The sequence below is a fragment of the Floridaenema flaviceps BLCC-F50 genome (assembly GCF_041929275.2).
Classification (GTDB): domain Bacteria; phylum Cyanobacteriota; class Cyanobacteriia; order Cyanobacteriales; family Aerosakkonemataceae; genus Floridanema; species Floridanema flaviceps.
The window spans coordinates 3,200,429-3,218,085 of record NZ_JBHFNR020000001.1; the positions used below are offsets into that span (position 1 = coordinate 3,200,429).

Genomic DNA, 17,657 nt, shown 5'->3' on the forward strand with positions numbered 1-17,657 from the left:
ACAGATCTTGTACAATTGAGCTACTCTAAGTTAGACTGCAACCAAATGAAATCAGGGTGCCCGTAGCGTTATTCGACACAATCTAATTATTAGGAAGCACTACCACTTCAGGCGGATTAAACATGAATCATCAACCTTCGGTGCATGATCGGGATAGTTCTATCGAGCTAAACAGTCAAGGTTCACGTCTACAAAGGTCACAGGATATTATTTATAGGTTTCTGCTTAACATTGTTAGGCAGTGGCCTCCTGAAATGGTATTACAAGAATTTAAAAACTTGTTTATCTATCAAACAGAAGTAGCTAAGCAGGAAGTTATTCAAGCTCTCTACAAAATCGTTTTTGAGAATAACGAAACTGAGTTTAGAAATACACTCAAACGTTCTTGTTATATTTTAATTAACAATTGGGATGCCACTAGAAGGCGGAAATCGATTCAAGAGTTAATTGAAGCTTTTAATGAGCCGAAAATTCATGAAGAAACTATTTCCCAAAATTTGAATCGGATTCGGTATTGGCTGAGTAATTTTATTAACAGTAAGGATTATCAAGAACTGAAGTTATTTGCTTCGCGTTTTGATACAGAAGGACATTGGGCGCATCGTTATGCTTGTTATCTTTTAGTGCCACAATATATGGATTTGAGGAATCCAGAAGAACAGAGAGCAGCTGCTAAGGCGCTTTCTAAAGAATTAAAAGATAAGTTTAAATTTGATTTGGCTATGTATACTGCTTATACGCAGTCTGCTGGCAGCAATCACAGGAATTTAGTAAATCCTACAGGTTTGGGTGATGATGTTTTACGTCTGATTAAGAGGATTTTAGTCAAGCGTGGCCCTTTTAGCTACACCAATTTGGCGAATATTTTTCAGAAACAGACGGAGAATATAAATTATAAATTTTATAAGAAAAGCCTGAGCAATTATTTACTTTTTTCCGTTAAAAACCCAAGAGTTGTTAATCTCTTCAATCAAAATTTGTCAGCTAAATTAGAGACAATGTATGACCAACATGATGAAGACTTATTAAATCCGGCATTGATTTTAAGAAGTTGCAATCGTGTGATTGATTTTTTGACGACTGAAAACAGACAAGACCCGGCAGAATTGTTTGTTTTACTGTTGTCCCAAGGAAATCCTTTAACTTTGGTAGTAGTGTTATTAAAAATTATTTTAATATCTCCGAATTCGCGATCGCACTTAGAGACTTGTGTTGCCACGTTAATTGAGTACTATCAGAAATATCCCGAAGCAGAATGCCAGTGGATTATTTACTTTTTGGAGTTATTTAATATTACCTTTGCCATTTATGCGGAGAATGTGGAATACAATTTAGTGAATATGCAGGATGACAATGGTAATGGTTCTAGTAGCGATCGCAACTGGAATTGGAATACTTGGAGAATTTTTTCTCAACTTAAGCAAGATAATAAAATACCCAGCTATCTTGTGGATGAAAAACAATTAGAGGAAGAAGTAAACAAAGAAGAATTACCCACCGAAGGGTGATTACACAGTAGCTTGTATTATGCTGAAAGTTTTTAGATGATTTATCCCCAGAATAGAGAGATTGATCCTAAAAATTTTGCCTATGTCTCAAGGGTGAGTTCTAGGGTTAAAGATTCTCTAGCTGAAGATTGATGATGGTTCAGATTTAATTTTGCACCATCATAGTAAAGCTATGCAGTTAGCTTGCATAAAACAAATCAGATATCTCAATAGTTTTGGATTCTGTTGAAGATTGCAAAAGGCTTAATAAAAGGGAGAGAAATTTAACATGAAAACTAACAAACTGTCCAAGTTTATCGGCGCTGGCTTAGTAACTTTAAGTTTAGCTTCTTTACCTCTGGCATTACCTGCTTCCGCTCAAACTGGTACAAGTAGTGATACAACTACTGGTGGTACTAATACCACTACTGGAACTGCTGATTACACCAGAGACAACAGAGACGGTTTTGATTGGGGTTGGTTGGGTTTACTAGGTTTAATTGGTTTAGCTGGTTTAGCTGGTCGCAACAAACATGAAGAACCAGTGCGTTACCGTGAACCTGATGAAGCTTCTCGTCCAGGTACCAGATATTAATTTAAAGTCATAAGCAAAAATATCTGTAGGAAAGGGCTTTAGGAAATTGTCCTAAAGCTCTTTGTTGTTATGACTCTCTCTCTAGTTAGAGAAATGTTTACTGAAAGTTTCAAAAAGAATGTAACCTCAGTTAGATGGAGAATTTAGTATTTAATTTCTATGTTAATAAGCGTTGGTAAAAAATAATGAGGACGGGTTGGTGAGAAGTTTAACTAATTTCTTTAAAAAGCCTAAATTGGGCAGAATATTGACGGTTTTCTTAGCGGGAATAGCGCTATTTTTTATGACTGCTTGTAATAGCGGCAATGTCACAGGCGCACGTCCAAATAATCCTCCCGTACAAGCTGGAGGCGCAAATAATCCTTACAAAAATGGTGGAGATGGTTACACCAATTTTAAGGCATCTAGCGATCCAAGGGTGAACAGTGAAACTGTCAATAAAGAGCGTAACAATAGAGCAGATCTTCAGCTAGTTTCTCATCAGTTAATTGCTGCGAATATTGAGAGCGACGCAACTGATTTACTCTACCCTGGCTCTGATGCTACTAGCACTAGGAATCCCGATATTGGCCCAAGAGGAGAGAAGGAATTAGAAAAATCTGTTACTCAAATTCCGGCACCTCGTCAAGGGGTAATTAATCGCAACGATCCCGATGCACAAATTTTAGAAAGAGTTGGCGAAACATTCAAAGACGCTTCAGCTTTTATCAAAGATAAATTGGGACAACCAACAGAACCAGAGTTGCAAATTAACCCTGCTAAAGAAAGATAATTTCTTTGCTAACTAAACATCAAACAATCAACAAGGAGTAAAACATGAAACAAATAATTTCTTTTCTCAATCCTACTCGTTTGTTCCGAGTTTTAACTGTTTTTCTGGCTGGAGTTTTAGTAATAGTTACCACTGCTTGTAGCGATGGCCCAGCAAACGCGCTAGACAAAAATGGCAGACCTGAAGTTCCGTCAAATGCTGTTTCTTCCCCTTACAGAGGTGGCATGAACGGTTATAGTGATGTCGATCCAAGAGCGAATACTTCCGGCCTAAATAGTAAGGCTAATGACCTTGTAAATAAGGCGGAAGGAAACATCCAAAAGGGTGCTGACAGCTTTGAAAAATATGCCGACAACTATACCAGTGGTACACCATTAAACGAAAGAGTTGAAAACCTGACAAAAGATATTGGTGAATCAACTAAAAACACGGCTAAAGATGTAACTAAAGGTACTCAACGTGGCGTAGAAAATTTGAAAGGAAATACCCAAAACGCTGCTAAATCTGTACCTAATGTTGTAGAAGAAGCAACACAAAATGCCAAAAATACTGCTCGTGATGCAGCTAAAGCAAGTGACAAAATTTCCAATTCTTTGAAATCTCAGGCAGACAGAGCTTTAGATAATAGTCAGCGAGCTTTTAGTAATCACTCTGTAGATGTGGAGTAATTAGTGCAAGAAGGCAGAAGGCTCCAAGGAAATAAGGCTTTTACAGTATAAGACTTTTACAGTCAGCTTTTCAGCTTTTTTCAACTGATTGGTTATCTCTGCCATGCTGCATTAGCGATCGCTCATTTACCACCAACAAAAATAACGAATCAGGTAAGTTTCTGGGTAATTAATGTAAACTTACCTGATTTTTGTTTAGCTTATTAGAGGCTGGCACTACTAGCCAACAGATATTCATTGCTCTCAAGTAGTTTTTATTAATTTGGAAAAAGAATTATGTTGACTAACAGCGACCTATTTAACGAAACTTTTTATCGCCAGACTAACGCCGATGTAGCAGCAGCTATTGCCAACGGTTTGTTCCGCAATGGTTTAGAACATTTTCTGCAATTTGGGCAATTTGAAAAACGAAATCCTAGTGCTTTTTTTGATACAGCTTATTATCTGCAACAAAATGTTGATATAGCTAATGTAGTAAATGCTAATGCGACCACAGCATTTGCACATTTTATTAGTGCGGGACAAAAAGAAGGACGGAGCCCTTTTTTTTGTTTGATACTAGCTTTTATTTGAGTAATAACCCTGACGTTAATGCAGCAGTTGGCAGAGATGTAATTACTGGAATTGAACACTATGTTGAAAATGGTGCCAAAGAAGGTCGAAATCCTAGCCGCTTTTTTGATAGTACCTTTTATCTCCAACGGAATTCAGATGTTGCTCAGGCAGTACAAACAAACAGAATTACTGGAGTAGAACACTATATTCAGTATGGTCAATTTGAAGGCAGAATTCCGCGCCTGCTGTTTAGTCAAATGTTTGTTTTTGGCGATAGTCTTTCCGATGTTGGTAATACATTTGCTTTAACTCAAGGTGCAGTTCCGCCTAGTCCACCTTATTTTAATGGAAGGTTTTCTAATGGCCCAATTTGGGTAGAATATTTAGCCCCAACATTAGGATTAACTGTTAATTCAGCTAATAATTTTGCCCTGGGTGGTGCAACAACTGGTACTGAAAATACAAGCGGTATTCCTGGGGTACCTCCTTTACCAGGATTACAGCAAGAAATTGATGGTTTTGTGATTACTAATCGTCAGGCCGATCCTAATGCGTTGTATGTAATTTATGGGGGTGCTAATGATTATTTGGGGGCAGGAGTAACTGACATAACAAGTGTTGTAAATAATATAGCTACTGCGGTAACAAAACTTGCTGCTGTAGGGGCAAGAAACTTTATGGTTCCGAATTTACCAAATTTAGCAGCCAACCCTGGAACAGCGAGTAGAGGGCCAATAGCACAACAATTTTTCACTCAACTATCAGCGGCTCATAATAGTACTTTAGCTGCAAGTTTAGCAACTTTGGAACAAAATCGTAACATCAATATTATTCCGGTTGATGTATTTACGCTGATTAATAATGCGATCGCCAATCCCACTGCTTTTGGCTTCACAAATGTTACTGGTAATGTAGTACCCGGAGCAGGTGCAGACCCAAGTTTGCGCGGTTTTCCCATCCCAGAGGGAATTAATCCAAATGAATATTTATTCTGGGATTTAATCCACCCAACAACTCGCACTCACTCTTTTGTTGCTGACACAGCTTTGAAAGCAACTACTGCTGTTAAAGAAGTAGTACAAATTGTCTAAAAAGTTTCTAGTTTGTTGTAAGCACTTCAGTCCTTAACTCCTGTAAAAATAGGACTGAAGTCCTCATAACTAGCCTTTTTTACTTTAAGAATTCTCTGGTTTCAGTTATCTGCGTCCAGGTGTTGTTAGTGTCGGTGCCTAGTCCGCGATCGCACAAAATATCCCGCATACTCATCCGCTCAGTATTACCTAAGAAATGCTGTTCATTACTGAAATCAACAATAGATGATTCTTGGATAGGACTATAAGAAGGTACTAAAGAATCAGCCTCACTTTGACCATGAATGATTAAATCTGAATCTACCCTAGCAATGCTCTGAGTTACTGGCACATTTTCCCCAATAAAATCACCAGTTATCCGATCGATTTTATCTCCAGTCAAACTATCAACAGTGGCACTAGAAACTTGACTGGAATTAGCAGAAAAACTACTACTAGAAACTTGACTTGATGGCTGAACAACTGTGGAATTAGCCGTTTTAGTTAAGATCCTTTCCACTTGTACAGGTGTGAGATTGGGATTAGCACTTAAAACTAATGCTGCTACTCCGGCAATATGAGGCGATGCCATTGATGTACCACTCATACTTTTGTAGCTATTACCCAGAAAAGTAGAGTAAATACCCACCCCAGGAGCATCCACATAATCTAAAGGTAACTTTCCTGCTAAATCAGAAAAAGTTGCCATTTGATTATTTTTATTTACTGCACCTACAGCAATACCAAAATGGGTAGCATATCTGGCTGGAAAGCCTGGTTGAAGTTGGCTGGAATTTCCTGCCGCAGAAACTACAATTGCTCCTTTTTCAGCGGCATATTTAATAGCTGAAGCTTGTGCTGGATTACTAATATCTGTACCTAAACTAAGATTAATTACTTTCGCTCCATTATCGGCAGCATAGCGAATTCCCGCAGCTACATCAAGTACAGAACCATTGCCAGAAGCATCCAGCACTCTGACAGGCATAATTTTGGCATTGGGTGCTACTCCAGTTACACCAAAACCATTATTTTCGGCAGCAATTGTACCTGCAACGTGAGTACCATGCCCTTGTAAATCCATTGGATCGTTATCACTATTAACGAAATCCCAACCACGAACATCATCTATATAACCGTTGCCATCATCATCTTTTCCGTTTCCGGCGATTTCTTTGGTATTAACCCAAATATTCCCATCTAAATCGCTGTGTTTATAATCAACTCCACTATCTACAACAGCGACAACAATTCCTTGCCCTGTGTAACCTTTACTCCAAGTTTCGGGCGCTTTAATCGCATCCAAATTCCAACTATTTCCACCTAAATTGGCAACTTCTGCAAAGGCAGCTTTTCCGGTAGCAGAGGCAACAGCAGCGGCAGAATTCGCTAAACCAAAACCGGAAGTACTATTGTAAGGTATTGGTGAAGATGTTCGTCCTTCTGCAAAACCAATTTTGTTGAAATGATCCCAAAGTTGCTTGTTAGTGAAACTAGACAAATCAGGGTTTTTCTGACGGTAATAATTAAGGTCTAGATAAGGAGAGAAAACTCGGCCTTCATTGAGTCCATTATTTACTAAATGCTCCAACAATTGACGATTGCTGAAACCAGCCAACCCCGGATTGTTTTGCTGATAATATTTTAGATCAACAAAAGGTGAAAAAACTCTCCCTTGATCGATTCCCACTGTATTGAAGTGGTTTAATAGTTGAGCATCAGTCAAATTAGCCAAATCAGGATTGCTTTGGCGGTAAAAATTGACATCAATAAAATCTGAAAAGTTTCCGGTAGCCATACTGTTAATGATTTACTTTATGCTGCACGCATAAAGACATTTCTGGGTTGAAATTGAAGGAAATCCTCAACCCAAAATATTTCTCGATCGCAGTTTTCTGGTAGATAGAAACAGCTATGTCTGGCTGAATCTAACAGATCAAGAAGCCCAGAAAACCTAGCTTATATTACCCAAACCTCTAACCGGAACTAACATAATTTACTGAAAAAAATGAGGTTAATTAATGTGTTTGTTATATTTGGCGATCGCTTTCTCAGTGAAAATATTTACTGATTGATTAATTTGAAAATTAGTTAATCTTTTCCCTAATAGTTAATCTCTAATTTAGTTAACTAAAAACTTGATTAATCGGGCAAACTGCATCATTCTTCACCCGACTAACTAGAAAAATTCCGGGTTAATTAAGTTTTGCCAACTAATTAATTAATGTAGTTTTAGTTACCAGCTAATTTTTTGAATTCTGTAATGGGAATGATGAAAAATCTTAAGAATTATGTTATGTTTAACAAACTCTACAATAAAGTGACAAAAATAGAGACGTTACCTGAAACGTCTCTACAGTAAAGTAATTTCATTTTTGGCAAGAGTAAATCCGAAAGATATTAACCTGTTTCGCTGATTATTTGATTAAAAATGAGGTCAAGCTTTGTCATACCAACTTTGCAAGGCTAATCGATGTACTTCTCGCCAACTGACGTTGTTTTCCTTGGCTAATTGGGCGCAATCTTCGTATTCTGGTTGAACATTAGTAATATTGCCATTCGTACCAGCGATTTTTACCCTGACTTCGCCATAAAGTGTTGAGACTGTTTGAATTTCCCGTTGGAGAATTGACCTTTGTTGAATAGAACGGCGAATTCCTAAAGTTGTGGTTTCTCGGAAGAGAACTGTTTGGCAAGCTGATTGGGTTTCGGGATGACAGATGACAGTTAATAACACGCCTTGGCGGGATTTTTTCATGACAATTGGTTGAGTGAAAACATCCAAAGCGCCTGCTGTGAATAAAGCATCAAAAGTGTAGGCGATTGCCTGTGGACTCAAATCATCAATTTGCGTCTCCAAAACCGCAATTGTTTCTAATTCCGTATTTGTTGCCTGGTAATTATTAGTAGTAGCTGAGGGGATTTCTTCACCAATCCATAATCTAAGAATATTGGGAATAGGTAATTGCCGAGAACCTGCACCCAAACCAACTTTTTCAATAGTCATTGGTGGAGGGGAACCAAAAGCAGAGGCGAGAGTAACTGCGATCGCTGCTCCCGTTGGCGTAACCAATTCCTTCTCAATTCCATTACTATAAACTGGGACTTGCCGATATGACCACAACTTTAACACCGCAGGAGTTGGAACTGGCATTTGACCATGAGCCGCTTTAATTGTACCTCCACCAACAGGCAAAGGCGAACAATAAAATTCCTCAAATCCTAACCAATCTAAACCCAAACAAGTACCAACAATATCGACGATCGCATCAGTCGCCCCTACCTCATGAAAATGCACTTTTTCCGGCGCGACACCATGAACAGCACCTTCTGCTTCTGCCAATTTCCGAAACACAGCTAAACTCATCTTTTCTGCCTGACTAGGCAAACTGGCTGCTAAAATCATCCTTTCTATTTCTGGCAAATGGCGTGCATGAATATGATGATCTTCATGGTGATGATGATCGTGGTCATCAGTTAAATCTACATGAACTTTTGTGGCTTCCTGACCATTGCGATGCACCAACTCTGCCCGTAATTGGTATTCATCAGAAATTCCCAAAAGACTAAGCTTTTCTATTAAGTAATCCAAAGGAACACCAGCATGAACTAGTGCGCCTAAACACATATCTCCAGCAATTCCAGTCGGGCATTCCAGGTAAGCTACTTTTTTCATTTGCCTTTGTGATTAGTCATTAGTTTCTGAATTTAGATCCCCGACTTCTTCTGTGAAGTCGGGGATCTGATTTAGATCCCCGACTTCACAGAAGAAGTCGGGGATCTGACGGCAGTTTTGAATAAAAGTACCCTAAATGGTACTTTCAAAGCTTGAGAACATAATTGACAATGTAAAAGATTGTAGACGATTACCTATTAACAGGCAGCGGTGTGGTGTACTCCCATGTCATAGTCATGGATAATTTTTCAAGAGGAATACCTACTAGCGAAAAATTATGGCTACAGTTTACCAAATTCACCCAGAGACACCCCAAACTCGGATTGTAGAGCAGATCAAGGAAGACCTGAAAAGTGGGGCGGTAATGTTATACCCGACGGATACAGTTTATGCGATCGGGTGCGACATATCTTCTAAATCAGCAATTCAAAGAGTCAGGCGCATCAAACAAATGTCAAATGATAAGCCACTCACTTTTCTCTGTCCTTCTTTATCTGATGTAGCTACCTACGCTTTTGTGACAGATACAGCTTACCGGATTATGAAACACCTGATTCCAGGGACTTACACCTTCATCTTACCGACAACCAAGCTAGTACCCCAAATCGTCATGAATCCAAAGCGTAAAACTACCGGAATTCGAGTTCCAGATCATCGGGTGTGTCTAGCTTTGCTGAATGCTCTGGGTAATCCGATTATTTCAACTTCCGCCCATGTGTTAGATCAAGATGAGTCTGCGCCAATTTCTGTGGAAAAAAATGGTCACTTCTCCCAGGCGGAACTGTTCGACCACCTAGAAAAATTAGTCGATATCATTGTGGATAATGGCGAGGAACCACGTTATGTAGGTTCGACGATTCTAGACCTCACTAGTGAAACACCCGAAATCACACGCCAAGGAATAGGATGGGAAACTGCTGCGACTTGGTTTGGGTAGTGGGATAGGGAGCACTGGGAGCAGAGGGGCTCTTTTGGGCTCCAGGGGCAAAAAAACGAAGCTAAGAACTCAAATATCTACCAGTTGGGAAATTGTCCACTCTGCACGAGTAAATTTGAGGAGTGGAACAGGGGGAATAACCATGAGTGAAAATGCTTAAAATTCCCTCTGGGTAAGTAATCTAGCGATTTCTTCTATTGGGGCAAGCACCTACTTTGGATGTCCAGTCTAACTAAGGAAATAAAAAGCTTGTGACAGTGACACATCACTTGCACATGAATAAACCGTAGTTGTCTAAATTTTAAGTGTAGACACTTAAAAGAACAAATTTTTTGTAGTCAAGTAATCCATTTGTCAGGTCAATTATGAGAGTAGAGTATATGAATTTACCTAGCTGCACAAGTTTATTAAACTCGGAAAATATAGATGTAGATTTTTCTGCTAATGAGTCAGCTTTAGATATTGATGTTCTGACTTACCGTGCTTGGAATGAACTACGATCGCAAATTAAAGCTGGTAGTTCGGGAAAAGTTTCTCCGGCTTCTATGCAGGGGGTGGCGAGTCGAATTGCCAAAGAGGTAGACAGAATTTGTCAGCAAAGTTCCCGAATTCAAAATTCTGGTGAGGTTCGTTCTTGGCAAATATCTTTAGTCAAACATCGGGTACAAAAATGTTTGGATTATTATCATCTTGGTTCTCAACAAAGTCGGGTTGAGTTACACAGTACTTTGGGTGCAATTGTGTATCGTTATATTGCTCCGATGCGATCGCAACTTGGCTTTCAAACTCGTTACAACATGATCGAAGATTTCCTGCAAAACTTTTATATGGAGTCGCTGAAAGTCTTTCGTAAAGAAGCTGAACTACCGGAAAATTACACGCCGCGCCATTCCCTAGAAATTGCTGAGTATTTAGCATTTACCGAACAATATGCCAGACGCAAAATTTATGTCAAACCAGGTCTTTCTCAGCAATTAATTGTGTTACGCGCCCAGACTTTTTCCCGTCGTCAACCAGCGGAAACATCAATAGATATTGAATTAGCTGCTGAGTCAACTAAAGGTGAAGATCCAGGCGCATCTATGCAAGAATCCGCATTACAACAAGTGCGGGCTTCTATGGTATCGGAAAGTAGCGATCGTTCGGAAGCGTTGTTGCGAGAAAATTTAATTACTGAGATGATTCAATATTTGTCAGCGCAAGGACAACCAGAATGCGTGAAATATTTGATTTTAAAATTGCAAGATTTGTCAGCGCCAGAAATTGACGAAATTCTCGGTTTGACTCCTCGGCAACGAGATTATTTACAACAACGCTTTAAGTATTATGTAGAAAAGTTTGCCAGGTCCGATCGCTGGCAGTTAGTTCATCAATGGTTAGGTGCAGATCTCGATCAAAAGTTGGGTATGTCTTCTATGCAATGGGATCTGTTCTGGCACAATCTGTCACCCCAACAGCAACAACTTCTGGAATTAAAGCGTAACCAACTTAGCGACCAAGCGATCGCCACCGCCCTAAAATGCTCCCAAAAACAAGTCCAAAAACGCTGGGCACAACTGCTAGAACTAGCTTGGCAAAATCGAAACAGCAGAGATTGGTGACTGGGGATTGGGGACTCTTGACTGGGGACTCTTGGGACTCTTGGGACTAGGGGACTAGGGGACTCTTGGGACAAGGAGACTCTTGGGACAAGGAGACTCTTGGGACAAGGAGACTCTTGAGAATTAAATTTACCTTTCCCCTCTGCCCCTCTGCCCCTCTGCCCCTCTGCCCCTCTGCCCCTCTGCCCCTCTGCCCCTCTGCCCCTCTGCCCCTCTGCCCCCCTGCCCCTCTGCCCCCCTGCCCCCCTGCCCCCCTGCCCCTGCCTTCTGCTGGTAAATTTGCTAACTTAGTCTTAACAGTTAGTTACTTTTTTTAGCACTCAGCTTAGCGCTAACTGACGTAGTTCTATGACAGCAATTTGCAACCCTCTGGGAAACCAGTTTTTAGATTCAGCCCAACTACTAGCGGCGCAAGATGTGGTAGGACTCAAAGAAGTGTTCCAAAGCATCAATGCCGAGAGTTGTCCGCTGCAATTTAACTTTCATCTCCACACCAAATGTTCTGATGGTAAGTTAGAACCACAGCATTTGGTGGAACAAGCGATCGCTATTGGTTTGAAAGGATTTGCTATCACAGATCATCACAGTGTTAACGGTTTCTATCAAGCCATCAATTGGCTAGAAGAATGGAAGCGTTCTTACCCGGAAACGTCAGTGCCTCGTCTGTGGACTGGGGTAGAAATTACCGCAAAACTTCTGGGAACTGAAGTTCATATTCTAGGTTATGCGTTTAACCCGCAACATCCGTCAATGTTGACCTATTTGCTAGGCGTGAGCCCTATGGATGAAGAAGCTCAAGCAGCTAATGCGATCGCGGCTATTCATCAGGCTGGTGGTTTGGCAGTACTGGCACATCCGGCGCGATATCGTCTGGCTGCAACTACTTTAATTCCCGAAGCTAGCCGTCTGGGTATTGATGGAGTAGAGACTTATTATGCTTACAACAATCCTAATCCTTGGCGTACCAGTCCCGAACAAACTAAACAGGTACAACAATTAAGTGCCACATACAATTTGTTGAACACTTGTGGCACTGATACTCATGGGGTTAATTTACTGTTGCGCCTGTAAAGAGAACTCTCGGAGCAGGGGAGTTTTTCCCTAACCCCTACCCCCTAACCCCTAACCCCTAACCCCGCCCTAGTCCCCAGTCCCAAAAAAACCCAGTTTTACTTGGTTAAACCATGTTCTAAGGCATAGCGGACTAGTTCGGTGCGGCTGTTGGTGCCCGTTTTACTAAATAAGCGACTAACGTATTTTTCGACGTTGCGAACGCTAGTTTCTAACCGACGGGCAATCTCTTTATTCATCAGCCCTTGTGCCACTAAGTCTAGGACACTTTGTTCTCTAGGGGTCAAATCAATTTTAATGTGGGTGTCGGATTGCGCGATCGTAGGTCTTTGCTTCAATAATTCCCGAATTTCTGCTAATTGTCGGGCAATATCTTCTATATCTGTACCTTCTCCATTTTTTTCGGAAGATGCTCGACGTTCCAACAAATTTTCTACAATTGCTACTAACTCATCAGGGTCAAAGGGTTTGGAAAGATAAGCATCACAACCTGCTTGATATCCTTGAATGCGGTCTTTCGTCATTCCCCTAGCGGTGAGAAATACCACTGGTAATGATTTGAAACGTGGATCTTCTCGCATTTGCTTGAGAAATTGATACCCGTCTACTTGAGGCATCATAATGTCTGTAATCACTAAGTCAGGCGGATTACTTTGCAGCTTTTCCCAACCTTCAGTAGCGTTACTAGCAACATTAACGTTGAACTCACTGTCTTCTAGATAAGCTTGGACGGCTTCGCGCAAACCTGGTTCATCATCGACAAGTAAAAGTTGACCTGGCATCTGTACCACCTTATCACCTTGAGAATTATTTACTATTTTATTAAATGTAACGAAATTTATTCAGTACAAAGGGGAAAATTTGTAATTCTTCCTTTTACCAAGTTTTCCAAGCAGTTTATTCTAATCGTTCAATGATTTTTGCTGTTTCGGGAAGTTGTGCTGACTGCTGTCCTGTAAATCTTGCACTTTTGCTTACTAAGCCTAAAGGAGTATTTAGTAAGTCTAGAAAATTAGCTTTACCGAAAATCGCTTTGAGACTGGTTATTGGTACTTCTTTCACTATCCATCTACCCCAAGTATAAATATATTCTTTTGGGTCAACATTCGTCATTAAATTAATGCCATAAAGTTCATGTAAATAGCGATTTGATTTTCCGTATCTGCGCCATTGGCTTTGAAATTCTGTTAATGTAGACCGATGACGATGTTGCACGATCGCTTTAGGCGCAAAATGAATTTTCCACTCAGTTTCCCGTTGAATGCGCCAACAAATATCAGCATCACCGCCAGTAGTTAAATAAGGACGAAATAACCCAATTTGAGCAAATATTTCTTTTCTAATTGCTAAGTTAGCCGTTTGACCGTAAGGACAAAATGGATGTTGTAAGGTATATTTTTGAGATAAAACATCCTGCTTATGGGCATATTTTTCTAAGATTGTTTTCCCTGGTAATCCGATGATTTCCCCGGCAACAATGCCAATATTGCTATCTTGAAATGGTATAATTAATTGAGTTAACCATTGAGGTTGAGGACGACAATCAGCGTCGGTAAAGGCGATAATTTGACTATGGGCGGCACGAATACCTGCGTTGCGTGCGGCGTAGGAACTTTGAATTTTGGTTTCGGCTAAGTAGTGAATTTGGGGGAAGTTTTGGGCGGCGTTTTGGATGATGGTGGAAGTGCGATCGCTACTAGCATTATCTACTAAAAAATATTCTACTTGTTCAATGGGATAAGTTTGTGATTTTAAGCAATTAATTAAATCCGGCAAATCATTTTCCCCGTTATAAATTGGGACGACTACCGAAACTTTTGGCAATATAGCTTTTTCTTGGTCGCTCATTTTGGGGACTGGGGATTGGGGACTAGGGACTGGGGACTGGGGACAGAGTTTTGAGTTTTAAGTTTTGAGTTAAGGAGAAACTTTGACGAGGATTTATAGATTTACCAGATTTCTTAATTAATCCTGATTATCATGTAAATCCATAAATCCCGATCGAGTTTTGACTTATCTCCCCAATCCCCTGTCACCAATCCCCAATTACATATTAGCGAATCAACAAACAGAGGAGATATAAAATCCCATTGATAGCGTAAAAAGTTCCAACGACTTGCAGTTCTGTCCACCCAGAAAGTTCTAAATGGTGATGTAATGGTGCCATTTTAAACAATCGTTTTCCTACTCCATCAGGCCCTTTTGTCGCTTTGTAATAGCTGACTTGTGCCATTACAGAAAGGGTTTCGATAAAGAAAATCCCACTAAGGATAAATAAACTCCAAAGTGTGTTACTTAAAAGGGCTACGGAAGCTAAAGCGCCACCTAATGCCAAAGAACCTGTATCGCCCATGAATACTTTTGCTGGGTTACGATTATGGGCTAAAAATCCTAAACAACTGCCACTTAAACAGGCGCAAAATATCATTAATCCGGGATGAGTTGGGGCGACTAAGGTTGCTAATCCTAAAAATGCGATCGCGCAAAGTCCACCTGCTAACCCATCTACTCCATCAGTTAAATTTGTAGCGTTACTTTCTGCTACTAATACAAAAACTGCCAAAGGCCAAAACAATAAACCCAAAGGTAATGCTAAACCAAATGGTAAATCGATCGTGGTAATATTCGCTGGTTGCTGCCAAACTAACCAGAGACAAAACAACAAGGCAAAACCAATTTGCAATGCTAATTTCATTTTCGGTGAAATGCCTTTGTTGGATTTGCGGCGTAAAATTTGCCAATCATCTAACCAACCGATAAAACTGTAACCAAGAGTTAATGCCGCAACCGCTGTTACTGTTGAGAAATCTTTTATTCCTAAACTCAAAGCTGACCAAACTAGGGAGATAATGACACCTACAGGGATGAAAAATATTCCTCCCATTGTGGGAGTGCCACCTTTTTTTAAATGACTTTGTGGGCCATCTTCCCGAATTACTTGTCCAGCTTTTAGCGAAGTCAATAGTGGTACTACCCAGTAACCTAACCCAGCTGTTGCTATGGCGCAAACCCAAAACGGCAGTGTCAAAGAAACTCCTGAGTTCAAAAATCTACCTGTTTTCCCATCCAGAAAAATCGCAACCACACTCAATACAACTGCTAGGATTACAGACAGACTCACCCCTGATAACTTGAGTGACCTGCTATCTAGTGATTTAGCATCCACGAAAATACTTCACTCCACACTATAAATTGATTTTGGTAATTGGAAAGACTGAGGAGATGGGGAGATGGGGGGATGGGGAGACGGGGAAATGTGATGAAAACAATTTAATTACCTGTTTATTCTCCCTACCTCCCCTAACCGAACCCATCTCCCCACTTCTTCTTCCCTTCTGCCTTGAAAGATTAAATCTCTTCGTCCAACTCTCCGATGTCATCATCATCGAAGTCGTCGTCATATCCTACCTCATCAACAGCTATTAAACCATCGATGTCTTCGCCTTCTTCGGAATAATCTTGAGAGGCGACTTCATCTCTTGCTAAGAGGCGACCTGTAGATTCTAACCAATCAAGAATCGAAGTTTCATGTTTGGTGGGGATTACAGCTGCGGGTTGATCTATTGGCTCTTCACGCAAGGAAGGGTTATATACCATAATGAGCGTTAAGGGTTGCTTTGTTTCAATATTCAGACAATAAGAGTTTAGCAATTATCGACCTATTCGAGTCTAGTTTTGAAAGTATGCTTGTGGTAAATAGATCGAAAGAGGTGTGTGAACATGATTGGCAAGATGGAACTGCTAGAAGCGATCGCCGGAAAAAATCGTGGTTTACTAGCCAAGGAAAATGATAAGCTGGCAATCATGGCTTTAGTTGCCCAATTGGAAGACCGCAACCCCACTCCCCGACCAACGGAAGCTACAGATTTACTCGAAGGAAATTGGCGATTACTTTATACTACCAGCCGGGAACTTTTAGGTATTGATAATCTGCCGTTGTTTAATCTTGGGCAAATTTACCAATGTGTTCGCACTCAGGATACTAAAATCTACAACATTGCCGAAGTTTCTGGGTTGCCGTTTTTGGAAAGTATTATCAGTGTGACTGCTACTTTTATTCCGGTTTCCGAACGTCGAGTAAATGTGAGATTCGATCGGGCGATTAGCGGTTTACAACGGTTGTTTGATTATCGAACCCCAGATAATTTTATTCAACAAATCGAATCTGGGAAAAAGTTTTTGGGAATTGATTTTGCGATTACTAACCGCGAACAAAAAGGTTGGCTGGACATTACTTACTTAGATGATGATATGCGAATCGGCAGAGGTAATGAGGGCAGCGTGTTTGTGTTAACTAAATCCTAAACCTTTGAAATCTGGAATTGCTTATGCGCTTATCCCAAAGACACTTAAACATACTTTCCAGTTGTCCGAGAAAGTTTCAACATACTTATTTGGATCAATTTGGTTCTGTGACTACTCCCGAACAGCAAGAAAAGCTGAGTTGGGGGAGTCATTTTCACTTGTTGATGCAACAGCGGGAATTAGGATTGCCGATCGAATCTCTGTTGCAAGAAGATACTAAAATGCAAGATTCTGTAGTTGCTTTAGTTAGTGCTGCGCCGGAAATCTTAACACCTAATCCCCCTAATGACAACTTCCGCGACAGCGAACATTTTCGTAGTTTAAATTTTCAAGGTTGCTTACTGACAGTGGCTTATGATTTATTAATCGCTTCTGATAAAAAAGCCCAAATTTTAGATTGGAAAACCTATCCAGAACCGAAAAAACGACAATTTTTAGAAAAGGATTGGCAAACTCGTTTATATTTGTTTGTTTTGGCCCAAACGAGTGATTATAAACCCGAAGAAATTTCCATGACCTATTGGTTTGTTCAATCTAAACCGGAACCAAAAAGTTTAAGGTTTGCTTACAATACAGAAAAGCATGAACAAACGAAACAGGATTTAATTGGGTTGTTAAATCAACTAAATTATTGGTTAGAAAGGTATAAAATAGGAGAGGAGTTTCCCCAAATTGCCGAAAGTTCTAGGGATTGTAATTTTTGTCAGTTTGGGGTGAGATGTGAAAGGAGTTTAGAAACTCAAGAAGCGACAATAAATCAAGAGAAAATTCTCGCTTTGGCTAATATAGAAGAGGTTCCGCTAGATTTTGGTTAGTAGTAACAGTACGTTGTTGCGCTTTAGCGCTCTTATTACCTCTGAAATAAGAGCGCTGAAGCGCAACAACGTACCTAATTTTAATCTCAATTATCAGAACTAGCA

Annotated in this window: 17 protein-coding genes; 11 read left to right on the forward strand and 6 right to left on the reverse strand. The window is 40.2% G+C overall.

The annotated features are described in order from the left end of the window. The first annotated feature begins 122 nt into the window (after nt 1-122). The 6 genes from ACE1CI_RS15435 (at nt 123) to ACE1CI_RS15460 (ending at nt 5,168) form a co-directional block, all read left to right on the forward strand. Nucleotides 123-1,508 carry a Sll1247 family protein gene (locus ACE1CI_RS15435; RefSeq protein WP_413266729.1) on the forward strand — a complete coding sequence of 462 codons (1,386 nt, stop codon included), beginning with the start codon at nt 123-125 and terminating at the stop codon, nt 1,506-1,508. 268 nt (nt 1,509-1,776) lie between these two features. Further along, on the forward strand, nt 1,777-2,082 hold the full coding sequence (locus tag ACE1CI_RS15440; RefSeq protein WP_413266730.1) for a WGxxGxxG family protein: 306 nt from the start codon (nt 1,777-1,779) through the stop codon (nt 2,080-2,082). A 199-nt stretch (nt 2,083-2,281) separates the two neighbouring features. Next, complete coding sequence (locus tag ACE1CI_RS15445; RefSeq protein WP_413266731.1) at nt 2,282-2,854, forward strand: DUF6658 family protein; 573 nt, start codon at nt 2,282-2,284, stop codon at nt 2,852-2,854. Nucleotides 2,855-2,898: 44 nt separating this feature from the next. Further along, a complete protein-coding gene (locus ACE1CI_RS15450; protein WP_413266732.1) occupies nt 2,899-3,522 on the forward strand; it encodes a DUF6658 family protein in 624 nt (207 codons plus the stop codon). 276 nt (nt 3,523-3,798) lie between these two features. Beyond that, nucleotides 3,799-4,095, forward strand: a complete 297-nt coding sequence (locus tag ACE1CI_RS15455; protein WP_413266733.1) for a hypothetical protein — start codon at nt 3,799-3,801, stop codon at nt 4,093-4,095. After that, nucleotides 4,071-5,168 carry an SGNH/GDSL hydrolase family protein gene (locus tag ACE1CI_RS15460; RefSeq protein WP_413266734.1) on the forward strand — a complete coding sequence of 366 codons (1,098 nt, stop codon included), beginning with the start codon at nt 4,071-4,073 and terminating at the stop codon, nt 5,166-5,168. Before ACE1CI_RS15455 ends, ACE1CI_RS15460 begins: the two co-directional genes overlap by 25 nt. Before the next feature lie 79 nt (nt 5,169-5,247). Here ACE1CI_RS15460 and ACE1CI_RS15465 read toward each other — a convergent pair whose 3' ends face one another. Both ACE1CI_RS15465 and larC read right to left on the reverse strand, forming a co-directional pair. After that, nucleotides 5,248-6,945 (reverse strand): S8 family peptidase, encoded by a 1,698-nt coding sequence (locus ACE1CI_RS15465; protein ID WP_413266735.1) that lies wholly within the window; start codon nt 6,943-6,945, stop codon nt 5,248-5,250. 639 nt (nt 6,946-7,584) lie between these two features. Beyond that, the gene (gene larC, locus ACE1CI_RS15470; protein ID WP_413266736.1) at nt 7,585-8,823 is read right to left on the reverse strand and encodes a nickel pincer cofactor biosynthesis protein LarC; all 1,239 of its coding nucleotides are present in this window, start codon (nt 8,821-8,823) and stop codon (nt 7,585-7,587) included. Nucleotides 8,824-9,100: 277 nt separating this feature from the next. On the opposite strand from larC, the gene ACE1CI_RS15475 reads away from it, so the two are divergent. The 3 genes from ACE1CI_RS15475 (at nt 9,101) to ACE1CI_RS15485 (ending at nt 12,432) form a co-directional block, all read left to right on the forward strand. Next, nucleotides 9,101-9,760, forward strand: coding sequence for an L-threonylcarbamoyladenylate synthase (locus ACE1CI_RS15475; RefSeq protein WP_496615496.1), 660 nt, complete (start codon nt 9,101-9,103; stop codon nt 9,758-9,760). 365 nt (nt 9,761-10,125) lie between these two features. After that, on the forward strand, nt 10,126-11,361 hold the full coding sequence (locus ACE1CI_RS15480; protein WP_459564126.1) for a hypothetical protein: 1,236 nt from the start codon (nt 10,126-10,128) through the stop codon (nt 11,359-11,361). 348 nt (nt 11,362-11,709) lie between these two features. Beyond that, nucleotides 11,710-12,432 carry a PHP domain-containing protein gene (locus ACE1CI_RS15485; RefSeq protein ID WP_413266345.1) on the forward strand — a complete coding sequence of 241 codons (723 nt, stop codon included), beginning with the start codon at nt 11,710-11,712 and terminating at the stop codon, nt 12,430-12,432. A gap of 98 nt (nt 12,433-12,530) precedes the next feature. Here ACE1CI_RS15485 and ACE1CI_RS15490 read toward each other — a convergent pair whose 3' ends face one another. From ACE1CI_RS15490 to ACE1CI_RS15505, 4 genes are all read right to left on the reverse strand, one after another. After that, nucleotides 12,531-13,214, reverse strand: a complete 684-nt coding sequence (locus ACE1CI_RS15490; protein WP_413266346.1) for a response regulator — start codon at nt 13,212-13,214, stop codon at nt 12,531-12,533. Nucleotides 13,215-13,329: 115 nt separating this feature from the next. Continuing rightward, on the reverse strand, nt 13,330-14,280 hold the full coding sequence (locus tag ACE1CI_RS15495; RefSeq protein WP_413266347.1) for a glycosyltransferase family 2 protein: 951 nt from the start codon (nt 14,278-14,280) through the stop codon (nt 13,330-13,332). A gap of 205 nt (nt 14,281-14,485) precedes the next feature. Beyond that, on the reverse strand, nt 14,486-15,598 hold the full coding sequence (gene mraY, locus ACE1CI_RS15500) for a phospho-N-acetylmuramoyl-pentapeptide-transferase (RefSeq protein WP_413266348.1): 1,113 nt from the start codon (nt 15,596-15,598) through the stop codon (nt 14,486-14,488). Between the two features lie 182 nt (nt 15,599-15,780). Next, nucleotides 15,781-16,029: a DUF3134 domain-containing protein gene (locus ACE1CI_RS15505; RefSeq protein ID WP_413266349.1), complete on the reverse strand. Its 249-nt coding sequence runs from the start codon at nt 16,027-16,029 to the stop codon at nt 15,781-15,783. 123 nt (nt 16,030-16,152) lie between these two features. Here ACE1CI_RS15505 and ACE1CI_RS15510 point away from each other — a divergent pair, with 123 nt between their 5' ends. Together ACE1CI_RS15510 and ACE1CI_RS15515 are read left to right on the forward strand one after the other, a co-directional pair. Next, nucleotides 16,153-16,737, forward strand: a complete 585-nt coding sequence (locus ACE1CI_RS15510) for a PAP/fibrillin family protein (RefSeq protein ID WP_413266350.1) — start codon at nt 16,153-16,155, stop codon at nt 16,735-16,737. A 23-nt stretch (nt 16,738-16,760) separates the two neighbouring features. Further along, nucleotides 16,761-17,552, forward strand: a complete 792-nt coding sequence (locus ACE1CI_RS15515; protein ID WP_496615497.1) for a PD-(D/E)XK nuclease family protein — start codon at nt 16,761-16,763, stop codon at nt 17,550-17,552. Nucleotides 17,553-17,657 lie beyond the last annotated feature (105 nt).